This is a genomic window from Flavobacterium sp. 2755 (assembly GCF_031455715.1).
Lineage (GTDB): Bacteria > Bacteroidota > Bacteroidia > Flavobacteriales > Flavobacteriaceae > Flavobacterium.
Window position 1 is genome coordinate 319375 of record NZ_JAVDTG010000007.1, and the last position, 20515, is coordinate 339889.

The 20515-nt window shown below is 33.9% G+C and carries 14 protein-coding genes; 4 read left to right on the forward strand and 10 right to left on the reverse strand.

The window, feature by feature from the left end; translation table 11 throughout:
- Positions 1 to 123 precede the first annotated feature (123 nt).
- Positions 124 to 606: a DNA-deoxyinosine glycosylase gene (locus J2Y38_RS17520; protein WP_309845041.1), complete on the forward strand. Its 483-nt coding sequence runs from the start codon at positions 124 to 126 to the stop codon at positions 604 to 606.
- Between the two features lie 294 nt (positions 607 to 900).
- Entirely contained in the window at positions 901 to 1335 is a 435-nt protein-coding gene (locus tag J2Y38_RS17525) for a DUF6526 family protein (RefSeq protein WP_309845044.1), read from the forward strand.
- Between the two features lie 209 nt (positions 1336 to 1544).
- On the opposite strand, the gene J2Y38_RS17530 is transcribed toward J2Y38_RS17525, so the two are convergent.
- Entirely contained in the window at positions 1545 to 2720 is a 1176-nt protein-coding gene (locus J2Y38_RS17530; RefSeq protein WP_309845045.1) for a hypothetical protein, read from the reverse strand.
- A 235-nt stretch (positions 2721 to 2955) separates the two neighbouring features.
- Between J2Y38_RS17530 and J2Y38_RS17535 the strand changes: the two genes are divergently transcribed.
- Positions 2956 to 3876, forward strand: coding sequence for a hypothetical protein (locus tag J2Y38_RS17535; protein WP_309845048.1), 921 nt, complete (start codon positions 2956 to 2958; stop codon positions 3874 to 3876).
- 442 nt (positions 3877 to 4318) lie between these two features.
- Here the strand turns inward: J2Y38_RS17535 and J2Y38_RS17540 are convergent, their stop codons facing one another.
- The 6 genes from J2Y38_RS17540 to J2Y38_RS17565 form a co-directional block, all read right to left on the reverse strand.
- The gene (locus J2Y38_RS17540) at positions 4319 to 6343 is read right to left on the reverse strand and encodes a glycoside hydrolase family 97 protein (RefSeq protein ID WP_309845049.1); all 2025 of its coding nucleotides are present in this window, start codon (positions 6341 to 6343) and stop codon (positions 4319 to 4321) included.
- 25 nt (positions 6344 to 6368) lie between these two features.
- Positions 6369 to 7613, reverse strand: a complete 1245-nt coding sequence (locus tag J2Y38_RS17545; protein WP_309845051.1) for a glycoside hydrolase family 71/99-like protein — start codon at positions 7611 to 7613, stop codon at positions 6369 to 6371.
- A gap of 302 nt (positions 7614 to 7915) precedes the next feature.
- Complete coding sequence (locus J2Y38_RS17550; RefSeq protein ID WP_309845052.1) at positions 7916 to 9430, reverse strand: RagB/SusD family nutrient uptake outer membrane protein; 1515 nt, start codon at positions 9428 to 9430, stop codon at positions 7916 to 7918.
- A gap of 24 nt (positions 9431 to 9454) precedes the next feature.
- The gene (locus J2Y38_RS17555; RefSeq protein WP_309845054.1) at positions 9455 to 12472 is read right to left on the reverse strand and encodes a SusC/RagA family TonB-linked outer membrane protein; all 3018 of its coding nucleotides are present in this window, start codon (positions 12470 to 12472) and stop codon (positions 9455 to 9457) included.
- A 120-nt stretch (positions 12473 to 12592) separates the two neighbouring features.
- The gene (locus J2Y38_RS17560) at positions 12593 to 13675 is read right to left on the reverse strand and encodes a hypothetical protein (RefSeq protein WP_309845055.1); all 1083 of its coding nucleotides are present in this window, start codon (positions 13673 to 13675) and stop codon (positions 12593 to 12595) included.
- 7 nt (positions 13676 to 13682) lie between these two features.
- Entirely contained in the window at positions 13683 to 14204 is a 522-nt protein-coding gene (locus J2Y38_RS17565) for a DUF5004 domain-containing protein (protein WP_053474426.1), read from the reverse strand.
- Positions 14205 to 14678: 474 nt separating this feature from the next.
- Between J2Y38_RS17565 and J2Y38_RS17570 the strand changes: the two genes are divergently transcribed.
- On the forward strand, positions 14679 to 16277 hold the full coding sequence (locus J2Y38_RS17570) for a DUF6377 domain-containing protein (protein ID WP_053474425.1): 1599 nt from the start codon (positions 14679 to 14681) through the stop codon (positions 16275 to 16277).
- A gap of 245 nt (positions 16278 to 16522) precedes the next feature.
- Here J2Y38_RS17570 and J2Y38_RS17575 read toward each other — a convergent pair whose 3' ends face one another.
- The 3 genes from J2Y38_RS17575 to J2Y38_RS17585 all read right to left on the reverse strand — a co-directional run bounded on the left by J2Y38_RS17575 (position 16523) and on the right by J2Y38_RS17585 (position 20467).
- Complete coding sequence (locus J2Y38_RS17575; RefSeq protein WP_309845058.1) at positions 16523 to 17746, reverse strand: sterol desaturase family protein; 1224 nt, start codon at positions 17744 to 17746, stop codon at positions 16523 to 16525.
- 142 nt (positions 17747 to 17888) lie between these two features.
- Positions 17889 to 19175 carry a Glu/Leu/Phe/Val dehydrogenase gene (locus J2Y38_RS17580; RefSeq protein ID WP_309845059.1) on the reverse strand — a complete coding sequence of 429 codons (1287 nt, stop codon included), beginning with the start codon at positions 19173 to 19175 and terminating at the stop codon, positions 17889 to 17891.
- Between the two features lie 440 nt (positions 19176 to 19615).
- Entirely contained in the window at positions 19616 to 20467 is an 852-nt protein-coding gene (locus J2Y38_RS17585) for a DMT family transporter (protein WP_309845061.1), read from the reverse strand.
- Between the last annotated feature and the right edge of the window lie 48 nt (positions 20468 to 20515).

Consider the following 20515-nt stretch of genomic DNA (forward strand, 5'->3'; position numbering starts at 1 on the left):
AAAAGCAGATATCCAAAGTTCGCTCAATCACAAACCAAAAATGTTATATAATTTTCTACAATTGTTTTATAATTACTTATCTCTATAAGTTTAACTCAAATAAAATATTTCTTAATTCAATCAATGAAAAGCTATTCCTTCTCCCCTATAAGTTCAAGTGATTCTAAAATCCTGATTTTAGGCACGATGCCCGGAACAAAATCTTTAGAACTCAATCAATATTACGGACATAATCAGAATAATTTCTGGAAGTTTTTGTTTACTATTTTTAATGAGGATTTTTCGAATGATTACGAAACCAAAAAAGCGCTTTTGCTTAAAAACAAAATTGCGCTTTGGGATGTTTTACAATATTGTGACCGTGTAGGAAGTTTAGACAGCGCTATAAAAAACGAAATCGCCAATGATTTTGAGACATTCCTGCAACAGCATCCCAAAATAAATACGATATTATTTAACGGACAAAAAGCGGCAGCATTCTTTAAAAAGTATGTTCATTTAAAAGAAACCTATACGCTTATTACACTTCCGTCCACAAGTCCGGCAAATGCCAGCAAATCTTTTCAATCCAAATTAGACGAATGGAAGATTATCGGTTCTTTATAAAATTCGTGGCTAATAAAATTCAAAATATTGAAATAATATAACTTTTAAACTTTAAAATATAACACGAAATTTCTCAGTATACTATAATTTTACAATTAAGAAATCAAAGCCACAGTTTAGAAGGATTGATGAAGAAGAGGCTTTTTAAAATTATAGATATTACTAAGACAAACTTTTTACAAGTTTAGATTATAAAGAGAACATTGGTTATGTTAGTTTATTTTTGAGAAAAAAGCTATTCTAAATTATTAGGGTAGCTTTCTTTTTTTCTACATTTAACATAAAATTCCAATTATGAAAATTCAAACTTACTACAATCATATTCGGTTTTACACTCCGCACCACTTTGTGTATTATCCTGTTTTAACGGTATTTCTTGTATTTAGTATTTACTTTGCTACTACTACAAATGATGCTCTTATTTGGTCTTTTATAAGCGTAGTTTTTGTGTTTTTATTTTTCCTCGCTTATATGCTTCGCCAGCATTATGCGCTTATTTTACAAAACCGAATTGTGCGCTTAGAACTACGTTATCGCTACTTTACATTAACGAATAAAAGACTGGAAGAATTTGAACACAAATTAACCGATGATCAAATTTTTGCGTTACGATTTGCTCCAGATGATGAATTTCTTCCGTTACTTGAGGATGCTTTAAAAAATAACCTCAGCGGAGATGCCATAAAAAAAGCGATTGTTCACTGGCGTGCAGATTATAATCGAGTTTAGAGAGGGGATTTTAGATTTTAGATTGCAGATTTTAGATTCTCTTGAGTACAGTTTTTCGTTTCCTGCAAGGTTTTTAAAACCTTGTAGGTTTCTATATCATATCAATTTACTTGAAATATTTATACCTACAAGGTTTTAAAAACCTTGCAGGAACGTCAATAAATTAAATTATTTAAAAGCCATATAACTTATAATTCATAACTCAAAACTCATAACTTTTTACTTTTCATATAATTAAAAGGAATATAAAATAAAAACAAGCCTAACCAAACCGCTAATACTACAGCAATAAATATGGGTAAAATATTAGGATGAAGATAATTTGGCTGATAAAAATAACGTTCTAAAGTCTGGAATTTTTCATTCAGGGCTTTTCTGTCAAAGTAATTTTCTAATCCTTGTAAATCTCTTTCCTGATTTTTGGCATAGAGAAAAACATCAGCAGTTAATCTTTCTGGCTTAATATTAGTTTCTATATTATATTTTTTAAATAAAGTATCTAGTTTTTGAAATTGCTTTGTTAGTGAATCTTTTTTGAATTTATATACCAAATTGTATCTTTTTACAGCAGCTTCATATTGCTGTTTTTCAATTGATTCACCATTCACTGGCTTATAAAGCGATTTGTTTTCAAGAAAAATACAAATGTCTTTATCATATTCCGGGCTTACTTCAGTTCCTTTAAATACGATTTGTGTGCTGTCTCCAACAACTGTTTGTTTGATAATCCTGTCTTTTACAATATTTACATCTAATCCGACAAAATCAAAAATTGAATCTGCTTTTTTAGAAACTTTATTATAGGTTTCGGTTAAAACTTTCAGCGTATCAATACTGTAATAAGTCGTTACTGTACCAAATTGATCGTGATAAATCAGTTCTTGTTTTTCTTCTTTAATTACAGGATATGGTTTTGGATATAAGATATTTTCGTAATTAAACAGTTTTTCTGAATAATAAGAATTCCAGCTATATAAAAACGGGTTCAAAACATTGAGCAGTTCTTTGTCTTTGTTATAACTTTTCTCCGATAATTCTCCTTTCAGCTTTGCATTTTGTCCAAAACTAAAACTGATAAAAAATGTCAAACTCACAAACGAAATCAGCAATAAAAAAATACCTATTTGCAATACTTTTCCAAAAGAATAACGCTGTCTCGCATGATTCTTCAATAAAAAAATAAGAAAGAAAAGCAAAAACAATCCGCTTATAAAAAAGTGGGAAATAGAAATATCATCATAAAACTTAAATCTGTAAAACTCTGAGTAAATATCAATTTTCTTAATTCCTTCAAAAGTAAAATAGCCATATAAAAAATAGGCTAAATGAATTACTGCTAAAATTATAAAAGACTTAACGAGGTATTGCTTTAAAGCTTTGTTCATATCTAAAGGTTTATACTCAAATATAAGCAATCACAATGGCAATGACAAAACTCATTCTTAATTTTTGACATGTACAAGGTGTTTAAACTTCATTTATAAATAAGCATTATCCGACAACAATTTTCATATACACTTGAAAATCAAAACAATAAAATCAGATAAAAATAATTTGCGTGATTTTTTTTGTTAACTTTAATGATTGTAATCTCATTAATAAACCTAAAACCTCAATACCATGAAAAAATTAGTTTATTTTTTGATAATTCCTCTCTCCTTTTTTTCGGCAAACGCACAAACAACCGCCGAAATAACAAATGAAAATACTTTAACGACTGTAACTATTGAAAAAAATAATTCAGATGAATTTCAGAACACAGCAGATGATCTTCCGTGGCACGGAAGGCGATTTAAAGCAACGGCAGGTGTATTCTTTCCCGTAAACAATACCGAAGTTGAAGTTAACGGAACGGGCGGAAGAATTGGAACTGATATTGATTTTGAAAAAGATTTAGGTTTTGAAACGAATACGGTTTCCTTTTTTGGTGCTTTTGAATGGCGCGCTTCCCGAAGATCCCGTTTTAATCTGGAATATTTTTATTTGAAAAGAAACTCTGAAAAAACACTTCAAAAAACAATCGAATTTAAAGATAATACTTACGAAGTCAATACTCGAGTTTCGGCTTTTATGAATAACGAAATGGTTCGATTTGCGTATGGATATGCCATTATTTCTAAACCAAAATATGAATTGGGTTTATTAATTGGTGCACACGTTTTGCTTGCCGATGTTGGTATAAGACTGGAAGGACAAACAGCTCAAGTAGAAGCTCACGACAATGTAGGCTTTACTGCTCCTTTACCCGATATTGGTATTTGGGGTGAATTTGTCCTTGGAAAAAAAGTGGGACTGTATGCAAACGTAAATTATTTTGCCCTAAAAATTGACGATATCGACGGCCGAATTATCAGTTATAATTTATCGGTTTTATACAACGTTTATAAAAATTTCAGTCTTACAGCGGGTTATACCGGCTTAAATTTCAGACTTGATGTAACCAGACCAAAAATTGATGGTTTCTTTAAATGGGGTTATAATGGGCCAACTTTGGCGGCAACTTACAGCTTTGGGAATCATGTCAAGTTTTATAAACATTGAGTTTTTGTTTCAGGTTTAAAGTTTCACGCTTCAGGTTCCTATAGGAATCTAAAAATTTAACCGCAAAGTTCGCAAAGGTTTTAACGCAAAGGACGCTAAGATTTTTTGATAAGCTAGGTTTTTATAAAACCAAAGTTCGCAAAGCTTTATGTTGATACAGCTTTGCGAACTTTGTGCATTCTAAATGCAATTTATATCAAAAAATCTTAGCGTGCTTTGCGTTAAAATACACAATCTAATCAACACAAAGCTTTGCGAACTTTGCGCATTTTAAATGCAATCTATATCAAAAAAAACTTAGCGCTCTTTGCGTTAAAAAAATTATGCGCATACATTTAAATGAACTTATATAACTTATATGGTTTAATAAAAAACAAACCCGACACCTTTTTCAAGATATCGGGTTCATCCACTCAAACTTAACTCAAAAAATCTAAACTTCTTATTTCTCGATTGGAGTAAATTTTATAGCTGTTCCTCCACCAGCTGCCAATTTGATATTTAAAACGGTTTGGTTATTTACCTTTTGTTTTGAAATTGTAACCGGATAAGGATTTGTTTTATAGTTTGCTCCTGCTCCGTCTGCATAAATTTCGGCTTCGTATTCTTTTCCTTTGTCTAAGAAAGATAAAGTTACTTTAAGATCTCTGGCATCTTTGTTAGTAATCGAACCTAAATACCAGTTTTTCTCGTCCCAGTCTTTACGAACGATTGTCGTGTATTCTCCAATTTTAGAATCCAAAACTTTAGTATCTGACCACGTACACGGAACATCTTTTATAAACTGAAATTCTGGTTTGTCAACATAATTCTCCGGTAAATCTGAAGCCATTTGCAGCGGACTGAAAATGATAACATACAACGCCAATTGATTTGCCAAAGTCGTTTGCACTCTTGCTCCAGAAGGTGTTTTATAATCAAAATTAAAATTCCCCGGTGTGTAATCAAACGGACCTGAAAGCATTCTTGTAAACGGTAAAGTTGTTAAATGCTGAGGCGTGTTTCCGCCGTCTACAGACCACGCGTTGTATTCCTGACCTCTTCCGCCTTCTTGTGACATAAAGTTTGGATACGTACGCTGAATTCCTGTTCCTTTTATCGGTTCGTGATTGTCGATCATTATGTGATATTTGGCCGCTGTTTCGATTACTTTTCTGTAATGACGAGAGGCATATTGGCTGTCGTGCCATTCTTTTTTGTCCAAATATTTGTTTACATAACCTGTTTTAACCGAGTTTACACCCATTTTTTGATACAATTTAAAGGCATCTTCCAGCTGGCCTTCATAATGTTTAGAAGCGCCAGCAGTTTCATGATGACCTATTAACCGAACATTTTTTATGGCAGCATATTTTGTAATTTCTTCCAGATTAAAATCCGGATAGGCTTTTACAAAACTAAATGCAGAACCATCGGCAGTCCAGTCGCCGTCCCAGCCCTCGTTCCAGCCTTCAACCAGAACGCCGTCAAAATTGTTTTTCGCAGCAAAATCAATATATTCTTTTGTGTTTTTTGTTGTAGCACCATGTTTTGGACCTTGCCCCCAAGTGAATTTCTCTAAGTGCATTCCCCACCAAATTCCGATGTATTTAGAAGGCGTAATCCACGAAAGATCTTCAATTTTTGAAGGCTCATTTAAATTCAGCATGATTGTAGAAGTTGCAACTTCTCCCGGAGTTTTACCCACAACTACGGTTCTCCAAGGCGTTTTAAAAGGCGTTTCAGCATATACTTTTACGCCATCTGCCCACGGCACTAAATCACTTTTATATTGTTTATCACTTGTTTTTAAAAGTGTCATTGAAGCAAAATCGGTTAAGTTGGCTTCGTGAATTGCCACGTATAAATTCTCTTTTGTTTCAAAAGTTGCCGGTGTATTTATGGTATCTGTTTTGCTGATTGTCGTTTTACGGTATTCACTTTCGTAATAACTGTTTTCGCGGTGCACCGGAATCCACCAAACATCATTATTTGATTTAAAGGTAAATTGCGTGATTTCGTTTGAAATTTTCACTTTTCCTAAATTAGGCTGTTTTGGAAATTCATATCTAAATCCTACACCATCATCAAATACTCTGAAAATAATATCAACTAAACGCTCTTCTCCTTTTGATTCTTTTAAGTGAACAATCAATTCGTTATGGTGATCGCGAACTTTTTTGAATTCTCCCCAAGGCTGTTCCCAAGTTGCATCAGCAGATTTTTCTTCAGTCGAAACCACTTCAAAACCTTCAGTCATTTTTTGAATTCCCTGAAATTCAAATCCCATTAACGAAGGTTCTATAACTGATTTTCCGTTTGAAGTAAAACTGTATTGAGGCTGACCTGAAACAGTTAATTCAAAAACTAATTCGGTTACTTTTCCCGGCGAATTAATTTTGTATGTTTTTTTAGTACCAGCACTGCAGGCGTAAATTAATATTGACGCTAAAGCAATTATACAGTATCTATATCTTATGTTTTTCATTATTTAATTGTATTAATTACAACTCTTATTTTATTTCGTTTATTAACTGTTTTGCTTTTGCGGGCTGCATGGAAACAAAATAATTAAAAGCCTGATCCAGTTTATTCTGAGCATCGGCATTGCCTTTCTTTTCTACTCGCAGATTATACATTTTACTTATATCCGGAAATACAGATTCGGTGTTTTTAACTCCCGCAAATGCTTTTACTTTTTCGATGTACGAGTAACCAAATTCAACTGTTGGTTCAAACATGGTTCCTTCTCCAAAGTCGTTCCACGTAATTAGCTGCAGGTAATTTAAATTGGCATTTTTAGCCATAGAAAGTGTTTCGTCTAGCGTTGCGCCATTATTGTGTTCAATTGTCCATCCAATTGCTGCTCCGCCTCCGCCTTCGGCATAAAAATCTTTAAAACCAGGATAAGCACTTCCAATTGCTACAGAAAGTTTTGGTTTTGTATTGGTATAAAAATTTGTTAGATAGGTACTGTTTTTATAAACCCAAGCATATTCCCCAGATGCATTTGCTCCAGCTTCTACAGATTGATCCCAAAGGGTTAAAAAAGTTGGTTTTGTCGTTATACTATTGAAAACGTTTGTCCATTCGGCAGGCGTTTGCAATACAATTGGCCCAAAATTTAATAACAATGGTTTTCCGTTTACCTTGATATAATTTGCATCATCAAAATAGTTTTTCTCCATATAAGCTAAATCTGTTTTTGCTGCACTGGTTACAGAAATTGCTTTTCCGGCATTGACAACATTTGTCGTAACTCTGTCTTCATAAACAATTGCATATTCCAATCCCACTTTATCGAGCATGGCAATAAGCTGTTCTGTGTTTTCTTTTACCATTCTGTAATCGTTGACATCGTAAGTTCCGTACCAGTCGATCAAAACACCATCAATTCCTGAGTATTTCATCAATAATAAATGATTTTCAATCACATTTTTATCTCCCGAATGATATGGACCAATAAGAGGATAATAATAAGAAGCAATTTCCCTGCGGTTGTTTGCACCTATAGTATTCGGATTTTTGTTTGCCATTGTCCAGTGGTATCCCCATTTTTTATCGGCACTGCTTTCATTGGTTTCAAACCAGGGCATATAGTGTACATAAATTTTGGTGCTGTTTGTCTTTTCAACGGCAACAGGTTTAAGTACTTCTGGTTTTACTGGTTCTTCGGGACTTTTGTCATCGCTGCTGCATCCGGAAACGATTACAATGTTCATTATCCCAAAAAACAATAATGTGATATATCTTTTCATATTGATGTTTTGTTTTTATTTTTTGCCACTCCCGATAGCTATCGGGATAAAAGATTAGAATGATTTTTTATTGTCTTTATTTGCTCACTATCTGTGATTAAATTATTTCACGCAGATTTTAATAGATTTAAGCAGATTGTGCAGATTTATTATACATTAAAATTAGATCTGCTTTAATCTGCAAAATCTGCGTGAAACATTTTTTTAAATCTTTTTAATCCTTTTAATCTGTGGCAAAAATATTCTTATAAATATGTCAGCCTTCCACGACTAACCAACATGGAAGACTGACATTTTTGAACCTAATTCAAAGGATACCCAGGATTTTGTTTCAGGTTTTTATTTGTTGTTAAAACGGTACTTGGAATAGGGAAAATTGCTTTGTAAGCTTCTGTTGTTCCTTTTTCCCACCATGGCAGGAAGAAAGTTCCAAAACGAATGTTATCAGTTCTTCTTCTTCCTTCAAAAGTAAATTCCTTAAGCAATTCTTTATCTATAAAGTTAAGATCGATTGTTGCTGGCATTTCTTCTCCTGCACGTGCAGTAACTTGTTGTACAAAAGGTTTTGCTAAATCTGCAGATCCTAAACGAACGTAACATTCTGCCTGCATCATTAAAATTTCGGCATAACGAATTACTACTAAATCGTGATCACGTTCCCATGTTTCTCCGGCTTTCATTTCGTATTTTCCTAAACGAACACCTTCATTTTCTTTAGCATCGGCAACACTTGTAACTGTTTCTGTATAGGTTAATGGTTCTCCGTTATCCATTGTAATTACAGTTCCGGTTGCTAAATTGATCTGATCTCCGGCAACCATACATTTTTTTCTTTTGTCTGTATCAGCAAATTCAGAATAAACTCCCGGCTGCGCACACATTCCGTTTGCGCTCCAAGGATAATCTCCAACTGGAGAAATTGTCAATTTATGAAGGTAATGACAAGACATTGAACTCATGTAATTTCCAACTGTTCCTGCTTTTGAATCGTAAGGAATTGCGAAAATAATTTCAGGAGATTTCTCGTTTTGAGTTGCAAAATTGGCAAAGAAATCAGGAGCTAATGTATAGCCTGAAATTTTTTGGCACATGTCGATACAATCCTGCCAGCGCTCTGTTCCTATAAAAGCTTTTGAGTTTAAATATAATCTTGCTAAAAGAGCATAAGCCACATTTTTTGTCATTTTTGAATACACTACATTTCCAGTTAAATGCGGAATTGCGTCTGTTAATTCTTTTTCAACAAAATCGTAAACTTGTTTTCTTGTAGAATTTGTTGGAAGTGCTGTATCTGCAAAGTCTACAACAATTGGCACATTTCCGAATAAGTCTAAAAGATTGTAATAGTAATACGCTCTTAACGCTTTTAATTCTGCATAAATTGGTGCTTTTGCATTAGCTGTCAATGACGATTTATCGATTTGATAAATGATGGAGTTGATTTTTGCAATTCCGGTATAGTTGTAACGCCAAGCCGAAAGAATCATACGGTTGTCTGCTTTCCATGTATGTTTTTGTGCATCCTGATATTGCCCGCCATCGTACCAGTTTGTTCCTCTGGTAGGAATTGTAGCTTCATCAGAAACTGTTTCGTTCAAAAAGAATACGTATTCGCAGGTTGGATAATTGTTTGAAATTCCATCGGCGAAACCTCTTAACGAAGAATACGCCCCGCCAACTAATGCATCAATTTCTTTTGGAGTATTTCCAAAATTTCCATCTTCTACTTTATCATATAATTGCTCATCCAGATCGGTACATGATGATATCGTAAAAAGCATGCTTACTAATATTGCTGCTGTTATTTTGATTTTCATTTTTTATATTTTTGAGTTAATCGCTTAGTTATTCAGCGTGAAATTTAATCCTACAGAAATTGTAGTTGGTCTTGGATAATTGTTATATTTATCGATACCAGGCGCTGCTAATCCTGTTTGGTCTATTACTCCTGTTTGACCTACTCCATCTTGCGCATTCAATCCAATTTCAGGATCTACACCTTTATACTTTGTAAATACTGCAAGGTTTTCTCCCATGATATACATTCTTAATTTTGAATTTTTGAAGCCTAATGGCATTGTGTATCCAATTGAAAGTGTCTGTAATCTAAAGAAAGAAGCATCCTCGATCCAGTAATCTGAATATTTTGGAGCAGAAGTAATTCCGCTTCCTAAGTAATCATCTGTTACATTGTAAGATGGTAATCTTGTTGGATCGTTCAGCATCATGTTTGTAGCATTCAACGCTTTTTGTCCAAACATTCCGTAACCTGTAATTCCAAGATCAAAATTTCCGTAAGTAAAATTCATTCCAATACCCATAGTTAAATCTGGCTGAATGTTTCCTAAATCTGTTTTATCAGCATCAACTAAAGCACTTTCTGCCACAACATTTCCTGCCGCATTGTAGTACTGAATTTTTCCGTTTTCGTCAAGACCTGCATTTCTGAATCCCCAGAAAGTTCCCACTGGATATCCTTCTGCAATAACCTGAGAATATTGACCAGACATACCTGCTAAACCGTGTAATGAACCACTGTAAATAACATCAGTTTTATACGTTGGGTTTGATAATTTTTCGATTTTTTGGATGTTGTGTCCAAGTGTTAAATTAGCATTCCATGTAAATTTATCTCCTCTTACGATATCAGCATTCAAAGTAAGTTCAACTCCTTTGTTAGACATTTCACCCACGTTTGCAAGCATTGTTCCTACTAAATATGGAGGCTGAGGAACTTCATAAGTATACAATAAATCGTCTGTGTTTTTTTGGTACCATTCAAATGAACCTGTGATTCTGTCAAAAAGACCAAAATCGATACCCACGTTGATTTGTCTTGTAGATTCCCATTTCAAATCAGGATTTGGGTTTTGTTTTGGAGAATAAGCTAAACTCCAGGTTCCTGTAACCGGATCGTAGTAACTATCGTTTCCAACACCTAAAATAGAAAGTGATTTATATTCACCAATTCCGTCCTGATTACCTGTAACTCCATAACCAACTCTTAATTTTAAAGATCCTAACCAGTCTTTTGTACCGCTCATAAAATCTTCGTTAGAAATTTTCCACGCTGCAGATGCAGACGGGAAAGTTCCCCATTTATTGTTTTCTCCAAAACGGCTTGAACCGTCACGTCTTACTGTTGCAGTAAGCAGATATTTTCCGTCGTAATTGTAATTTGCACGAGCATAGAAAGAAACTAAATTTGATTTTCCTTTATAAGAATAAACGTCTCCTAAACGATAGTTGTAACCTGCTCCTAAGTTATTGTAGCCAAAAGCATCACTCACAAAACCGCTTCTTTGTGCTCCAAAACCTTGATAAATATTTTCCAGATAAGAATAACCTGCCAATGCACTAACGGTATGTTTACCAAATACTTTAGAATAATTTACATAAAGTTCGCCTTGTGCGTTTGTATATTCTGCGTATGTTCTTTGCGCATAACCAGCTTCAGTTCTACCTTCCATAATAGCGTAAGTTGGTTTGTATGTACCACCCGCTACTGCATTATGTTCTAACGAAATATTAGCAACTGCCTGAAAATCGTTTAAGAATTTAACCTCTGTTTTAAAGTATCCTAAAAGTCTGTGTCTTTCGTTATCAACTGTTCTGTTAGTTAAAATCTCAACCGGGTTTTCATAGATATTTCCTCCTACAGATGTAAAGTTTCCGTTTGCATCATAAACCGGAATTGTTGGGTTTAAGTTGTAAGCACGTTCAAAAATTCTGTAATCAATAGGATGCCATTTGTCGATATTAGCAAATAAACCCATATCAAATTTTACATCTTTATTGTCTCCAAGATATTGGTATGCACTCACGTTTCCGCTGATTCTTTCTAAACCAGATTTTTTAATAACGCCTTCATTGTTTAAGTAAGCGATCGAAGCTCTAAAACCGCTGTCAACTTTTCCAGAATTAATACTTAAAGTATGTGATTGTGAAATAGCTGTTTGTTCGATTGCTTTTTGCCAGTTTGTATTTCCGCCGTAATCAACAGCATCCATGTTTCCGGTTTGACGAACATAACCTCTCCATTGGTTTGCAGATAAAAGGTCTAAATTATCAGCAACATAACCTACGCTTGATAAACCGCTGTATACTACAGAAACTCCTTTTGTTCCTGATTTTGTTGTAATAATAATAACTCCGTTTGCTCCTCTTGATCCATAAATGGCTGTCGCCGAAGCATCTTTAAGAACGTCAATCGATTTAATATCTGCCGGCTGAACCACATTGATATCAACACCAGCAATTCCGTCAACTACAATAAGCGGACTGTTGCTTGCTGTTAATGAAGTTCCTCCACGTAAACGAAGTGTTGCACCCGCAGCAGGATCTCCCGAAGGACGAATGATATTTAATCCGGCAACTTTTCCTTGCAAAACTTGTTCTGTAGAAGAAATTGTTCCTTTTACTAAATTATCTGCCGTAACAGTTGAAATAGCTCCGGTTAAATCAGATTTCTTTTGTGTCCCGTATCCAACAGAAACCACCTGAACTTCTGCCAATTGATAACCGTCATTTTGTAAACGAACTTCTAATTTTGAAGAAGCTGCTGTTATCTGCACTTTTTGAGTGGTTGAACCGATGAATGAAACTTCGATTGAACCTCCTACGGCTACCTCTAAACTAAATTTTCCGTCAAAATCTGTCGTTGTCGCATTTCTTGTTCCTGTTTCGATAATCGATGCTCCCGGCAACACAGTGCCTGTATTGTCATAAACGGTACCCGTTACCAGCTTTTTTCCCTGAGCAAACATTCCTGCCGAAAGAAAAAGCATGAAAATCATGAATACCAGCGATTTAGTAGTCCACATTTGATGCAGGACTATTCTTTTATTTTTACTATTCATATGTAGTTATTTATTGTTTTTCTATCAGTCATATGTAATTCGCATATCCATTATTTGTTCAATGACTAATTTTAGGATTATGCTCATTTCATTAGAATGATGTTTTAATTTGATAGTGAATTATTTGTCTAAGGTTTTAAGCGGAATCGTCGTGTCTGAAATTGTTTTGTCTTTGTTGTCTTTAACTAAAACATGAATTTCACTTAAAACAGGAGAATCCTTAAGTTCTGTAACCAAATTGACAAATCCTTTTATCTCTGCAGTTCCTCCGCTAAACTCACCAGAAATTGTTTTTGCACCAGCCGTAATCGTGTAAAGTAATTTGTTTACTCCCGGCTCGTTGTTTTTTCTGTAAATTCCTAAGAAATCTTTCTGGCTTATTTGTAAAGGGAAAAATCCAAATACTGGCGGCGGCGGCGGCTCATAAGCTCCTGCATATAAAACTTGATCCGGAATTGTTCCTGCCCAGTCGTCTTTTACCATAAGGAAAACTAAATTTTCCATCACGTAACCGTCTGGTGCATTGTAGTATGTTTTTGGAACTAAATCCATTTTGTAGAATCCGTTTCCTAAATCTTTTAGTTTGGTTTTTTCAACAATGTCCGGTAACCATGATTGGTATTCTTGTTTAATATCCCAGTTGTTCAATCCACTGTGAATGTGAACGCTTGTTGCGCCCGCAAATCCCGGAGCTAAATTGGCATTAAATAAAATACTTACACCTTTATCAATTGTTGGTTTTGTTGGATAAGCTCTGATCAGCTCATTCGCAGTATAAAAAGAAGAGAAATCAGTGTATGGCATATTCGCCACGTCGCTTTGTTTAGATCCCGTTTTGTCTTTTAAACGAAACCAGAATCCTGCACTTGCTGCAATTTCAGCCGGGGTTTTAGAAAAATAAACTGTTGGAGTTAAAGTAAAACTCCACACTTTATTTCCTTCATAGTGCAATTTTGCGAAATCAGATGAATTCTCCCAATTTCCCGCATCTGGTTCAGATGGTGACCAAATCCATATGTATAAATCCTGATTTTCTGCAAACGTAGTTCCAGAAAGATCAAAGTACCATGTAACTTGCTCGTCATATTTGTAAACAACCGGAAATGATGACATAGGTCCCACAGCTCCCGCGTTTTCTTGTGCCTTTGTAAATGTTGGAGCCATCAAAAGGGCAAGTAAAATTGTATATAGAAATTTTTTCATATTACTTTTAATTAATAGCATTTAATTTAAATACATAAGTCACAAACGGAGTTCCTCCTGAAGAATGCACTAACTGAAATTCCATTTCGTCATTGTTCCCAGGAACAGATGTTACTCTAAGTTCGTCTGTTTTTTGAGTTTTTGCAGCGTCGCTGTACAAGTAGATTCTTACTGCGCTTGCATTGGTCTGTTGAAAATCTGAGCTTAATTCCCAATAGCCTTTTGGAGCAAATAAAGGAGGTACATTGCCCGTCACTTCATAACTTGTAGGTTTGTTTTTTTCGTCTACGCTAAAATTGATTTTAAAATCTTCGTAGTTAAAAAAAGTACTCAAGTTTTCCTCGCTTGGTTCGATCTTATTTGCCTTTGCAAATTCGTCAACCATTTTTAGATTTGTTAATCCCCAATTTCCGTTTACTTTTTCATAAATCGTAATTGGATCAACGTAGCTTCCGTCTTCTGTATTATCGCAGCTAATCACGAAAAAACAAATAAACAGAGCTAACCAGTAATAACTTTTACTTCTCATAAATTTTGGTTTTTGTTAGTTTTTCATCCCTTAAAAAGGACAGTACGAAGCTAGATGTTAAATAAATCTAAAAAAAAATATCTGTAAAAAATCAAGATATAATTCAAACGTTTTCGTAAATAATTAACTGATTATCAGTGCTTTAAAATTTTACTAAAAACACAAAAATCAAGGTCTTGTTTAGATGCAAAGTACCTGTAGAATAATGGTAAATATGACAATATGGAAATTTTATGTGAATATTTTTTCACTATACATATATATAACCGCTTTTTATTGTATAATTGCAAATTATTAGAGTACTTTTAACATTTTAAGGCCTTTTAGATACTCACACTAAGGCATTTCGAAAAAAAATCTTAAAACGATACTCTCCTATTTCCAGAACTGTTAATCATCAGTTTTTAATTAATTTTGCTTTTAAACGAATTAGCTCAACCATAAATTACCTTACCTTAAAACCACAACCAAACCATGCAAAAAATATTTGTACTGTATTTTTTCATTGCGGGTTTTTCTCTAACTGCGAAAGAGACAAATCCAATTCTTGAAGAATTAGACAATGTACTGCTAAAAAAAGAAGTTTACTTAAAACAGAAATATCGCAAAATTGAAACTTTAAAAAAGAATGTTTCAAAATTTACTGTCAGCCAAAATAACGAGCAATTGTATCATACCTATATGTCATTGTTTGAAGAATACAAATCATTCAAATATGACTCGGCTTATTATTATTTAGAAGAAGCAAAAATCAAAGCCATTGTTTTAAAAGATCCTAAATATTTGGCTAAAAGTCGAATTAAGGAAGGTTTTGTACTGCTTTCCTCTGGATTATTTAAAGAAGCTATTGATACGCTGAATGTTATTGACGATCAAAAACTGGATCAGAAAAACAAATTTGAATATTATAACATCAAAGCCCGCGCATACTATGATTTAGCCGATTATAACCGCGATCAGCGTTTTAATATTCATTATGTTCAGCAGGGAAATCATTTCCTTAAAAAGGCCTTAGAATTAATTGGAACTAATTCTAATGAATATTGGGCTGCCGAAAGTTTAAAACGTTTAAAGCAGCAAGACTGGCGCGGTGCCGAATTTGCTTTTAGCTACTGGATCAATAATTACGATTTACCTCCGGATTATTACGGAATCGCTACTTCGAGTCTCGGTTATATTTATTCTGAAAGAGGATATACTAAAAAAGCGATTTATTATCTCGCACTCGCCGCTATTGCCGATGTTAAAAATGCGACGAAAGAAACTGTCGCACTCAGAAATCTTGCCAATGAACTCTTTAAAATGGGTTATCTGGATAAAGCAAACGAGTATATTAATATTGCCATGGATGACGCTACTTTTTACAACGCCAGACATCGCAAAATTGAAATCTCATCCATATTACCTATTATCGAAAAAGCGCAGTTAAATAACGTAAAAGATAAAAATGATAAACTGGAAAAGATCATTATTCTTTTGACTATCCTGACGCTGATAATCATTTTGTTCTCGATTATTATTTTCAAACAATTAAAGGAGAAAAATAAAGCGAGAAAAATAATGGCTTCGTCATACGCTCAACTTCAGGAAATGAATATAAGTTTAAGCGAGGCAAATGCGATTAAAGAGGAATATATTACGTATTTTATTAAGGCAACTTCGGCTTTCATTAATAAGATTGATCATATCCAAAAAAGTACGCTTCATAAAATTATTACCAAAAAAACAGATGAAGTTATTGCGAGCTTAAAACGCTATAATGTAAAGGAAGAAAGAGAAAATTTATTCCATCAGTTTGATGAAATTTTCCTGAAACTATTCCCAACTTTTGTGACTGATTTCAATCATTTATTTCCGAATGATCACAAGTGTATTGTAAAGAAAGGCGAACTTTTAAACACGGAACTCCGCATTTTTGCTTTGTACCGATTAGGAATTCAGGACAGCAGTCAAATGGCTGAATTTCTGGAACTTTCTGTAGCTACCATTTATACCTACAAAACCAGAATTAAAAGCAAATCAGACTTTAAAGATACTTTTGAAGAGAAAATTATGGCGATTAAAACTATCTAAGTTTCTGAGATGCTAAGATACTAAGTTGCTAAGGGACTAAGTTTTTTACACACAATCTTGTCATTTCGACTGAAAGGAGACCCGAGCGATAGCGAACAGGCGAAGCAAATCGCACTCGAGAATCGACAAAGATTGTCTATACACTTTGCGGAATTTCTAGTGCGATTTCTCCTTTCAGTCGAAATGACAAACTGTTCCTGAAATTTAAAAAATAAAAAAGCGACATTTTACTGTCGCTTTTTTATTTATTCTGCAGATTCTAACTGTAAAATCATATTTTGATAATATTTACTCAACGAGAATAATTGCTCAGCAAAAATCATAACGGCCAGCGGAACGAAGAAAAATATGGTTAGATCTCTTTCGTATAAAAAATACGTCGTTATCATAAAAATACGGGTATATTCGAGATAATAAATCCATTTGCGCTGTTCTAAAATAGCGCCGCAGTTTATTAAAGTGATAATGATAATCGACAATACAAAAATCTTATCGTATGCCTCTAAATGATCAAAATAATACGTAAAAACGGTTAGCAATAAAGTACAGATTCCTAATTGAATATAAAGGTAATTTCTAAATCGGAGTCTTTGATGCGGATTACTTTTGTCTTGCAAAAAGCGTTTTTCTAAAGTTGGACGAATATCCTGATCCATGTGTGCAGGACTTCCAAAAACGGCTTTCCATCTTGCTTTGAATCCTTTTGAACGTCTCCATAATTCATATATTTCAAAATAGTAGTGAAAATGCTGCCAAAGAAAACTATAGCTTTTTAGCGGATGTGTTAATCCGTATTTTGGTTTTTCTTCTTCTTCCTGGAAAGTTCCAAAAAGACGATCCCAAAACGTAAACATATCGCCGTAATTTTTATCAAGGTATTTTTCGTCAGATGCGTGATGAACACCATGAACAGAAGGCGTTACAAAAATATATTCAAGCCATTTTATTTTTCCTACTAGCTGTGTGTGCGTAAAAAAAGAATATGCTCCGTGAACAATAAGCATTGTAATTACCATTGTGGGATGAAACCCAACAAAAGGAAGGATACACCAAAATCCCGTTCGGACTATGGCCTGAAAAGTGGTGATTCTGGCTGCGGCCGTAAAATTAAATTCTTCACTATGATGATGTACAATGTGTGCTGCCCAGAAAAAATTGACTTCATGTCCTAATCTGTGATACCAATACCAAACAAAATCTGTGGCAAGAATTAAGGCAATCCAGACTAAAAAATTACTCGGAACATCAAAAATCCGGTAATCATCATAAATCAAATAGTACAATTGGTAAAAGCTTGCGGCAACAAACAAATTAATCAATCGTTCTGCAATTCCAATACTAATATTAGAAACAGAACTTTCATAATTAAAAATTTCAGGTCTCTTTTTTCGTTGCGCCAGCTTATATTCCAAAAATAAAAACAGAAAGAAAGCGGGCATTGCAAAGGCAAGAAAATTAATATTTTTCATTTTTAAAAATTACTTTTATCGATTTTAAGAAACTAAATAACAATTAATTAAACTAAAAAAGATATTTTCATCAACCAATATCAGATACAAATATATTGATATTAACCGATGAAAATAGTCTTAAATTTCTCTTAGAAAAAATCTAGTTTTGCTTGTATTTATCGGCTTCCAGAGCTACTTCTTTAACAGATTGTGTGTCTGCCACTTTTTTCAAAGCAATAATGTAAGCAGCAATTCGCGGCGTTACACTATGTTTGGCTGCAACTCTAAATACAGTTTCAAAACCTTTTTCTAATATATCTTCTAAACGCTTATTAATTTGATGAATTCTCCAGGATTCTAACAATGAATTTTGAAGCCACTCAAAATAAGAAACGGTTACACCTCCGGCATTTGCTAAAATATCCGGAACTACTAAAACATTATTCTCGTGTAAAATTTTATCAGCATCAGAAGAAACAGGTCCATTTGCAGCTTCAATAATTATTTTAGCACGAATATCTTTGGCATTCTTTTGTGTAATAACATCTTCTTTTGCAGCCGGAATCAAAACATCAACATCTAAAAGCAATAAATCCTCATGTTTGATCGCAACTGAATTTGGATAACCTTTAATAGTTTTGTTATTCAGATTGTAATACAAAATCAACTCCGGAATATTGATTCCTTCAGGATTGAAAAACGCCTCAGAAACATCACTTACAGCAACTATCTTAACTCCTTTTTCATATAAAAACAAAGCCGAATGTAAACCAACATTTCCAAATCCCTGAATAGCAGCGGTTGATCTAGCTGGTCTGATTTTTAGTTTTTCAAGTGCAAGCAAAGTAATAATGCTCACTCCTCTTCCGGTTGCTTCTACTCTCCCTAATGATCCTCCAGAATGCAGGTGTTTTCCGGTTACAACGGCATGAATTGTTTTGCCGTGAACTAATGAAAATTCATCCATTAACCAGCCCATTTCGTCTGGGCCTGTTCCCATATCCGGTGCAGGAACATCTTTTTCAGGACCAAAAATATCGGCTAAAGCCTTTGTATAAGCTCGTGTTATTCTTTCTAATTCTGTTTTAGAAAGTGTTCTTGGGTCGCAGATAATACCGCCTTTTGCTCCTCCAAACGGAATTCCGGTTACAGCAGATTTCCAGGTCATCCAGGCGGCAAGTGCTTTTACTTCATCAAGATTAACAGCATTGTCGTAGCGGATTCCACCTTTTGACGGACCTAAAGCTGTATTGTGAATTACGCGGTATCCTTCAAAATTTTGTTCGGTTCCATTATCTAATGTTATAGAAAAATTGACCACAATTTGTTTTTCCGGACGCTGCAGCTTTTGTCTTAATGATTCATCTAAATTAAGAATATCGGCTGCTATATTAAACCTGTCAATCATAGATTGAAAGGGGTTCTGTTTTATAATTTCTGCACTCATAGTGTTTATTTTTATTTTTTTGGTTTATCGATTTGGGCTTCATAAAATGTTTCTTCTGAATAAAATCAGCAGCTGCACATGCAACAAGGAATTTTCATCTGGCAGCAATGCATCATACTATTTATGTTTCTATTCGATCTCATTTTATTTTTATTTAATAGTTCCTAAAAAAAGCCTTTCATGGTGCATGAAAGGCTAAAAAAAAAATAACTAACAAGTACTTTCTCTATTAACGCCATTTCATCGCATAGGTCGACATGCAGCACATCGTCAAACTGCACATAAACGGGATGATATTTAGACTATAGTTTTTCATTGTCATTGCAAATCTATAAAATATATTTATAAACTCTATAGAATTAGTCGGGTTTATTTCAGAAAAATATAAATTTAACATTAAATCCCTTGTAAATTAATGATTTAAGAAATTAAAAAAAGTGCTAAAATTGTGATTTTACGATAAAAACAATGGCAATTAGGGCCAAAACAAGCCCCAAAATATTGATTTTAGATAATTTTTCTTTGAAGAAAAGCATTCCAACAAGACTTCCTAAAACAATAACTCCCATGTTCATTCCTGCAAAAACTGTTGAAGGATTTTCGGCGAAAGCCTTATGCGCTTTTAAATAAAACAATATATTCCCGAAGTTAAAAATTCCGACTAAACCTCCAAAAAGAATATTTTTATAATTCAGTTTTACTTTTTTTACCGCAACATCATAAACGACAACGAGTAAAGAAACAGCCAATGAAATATCAAAAACAATAAACAATGAAGTTGTATAAGGTAAAGCGGTAAAAAGTGCAATTTGTTTAAAAAGGATATCGATAATCCCGAAACCTATAAATACAGCTGCCGGATAAATCCATTTGTTTTGATCGTTCCCGGATTGTTTTTTTAAGATGAATAACAATGCTATAAATCCTATTATCAAGCCAATAACTTTATACGAATTGAATTCTTCTTTAAAAATAAGCCACGCTGCAATTATCGGAATAAAGAGCGATAAACGCTGTGCAGCATCTGTTTTTGCAATTCCCATATGTTTTATGGAAGTGAATAAAAACAGAAAAACTATCGGCAGTAAAACACCAACGGCTGCATAAATGTTCCAAGGCGCATCTGCATGAACTAAATTTAAATCCGGGCTAAAAGTAAAATAGCAAAGTGATATTGCCATTATATAATTGAAAGCTATAATTTGAATAGGATTTGCATTGTATTTACGGGTTATTTTGAAGATAACACCAACCGTTACACTGCATAAAATGCTTAAAACAAGAAACAACATAGAATTAAATTTTGAATACAAAAATAGCGTTTATCTCCTTATAATGAA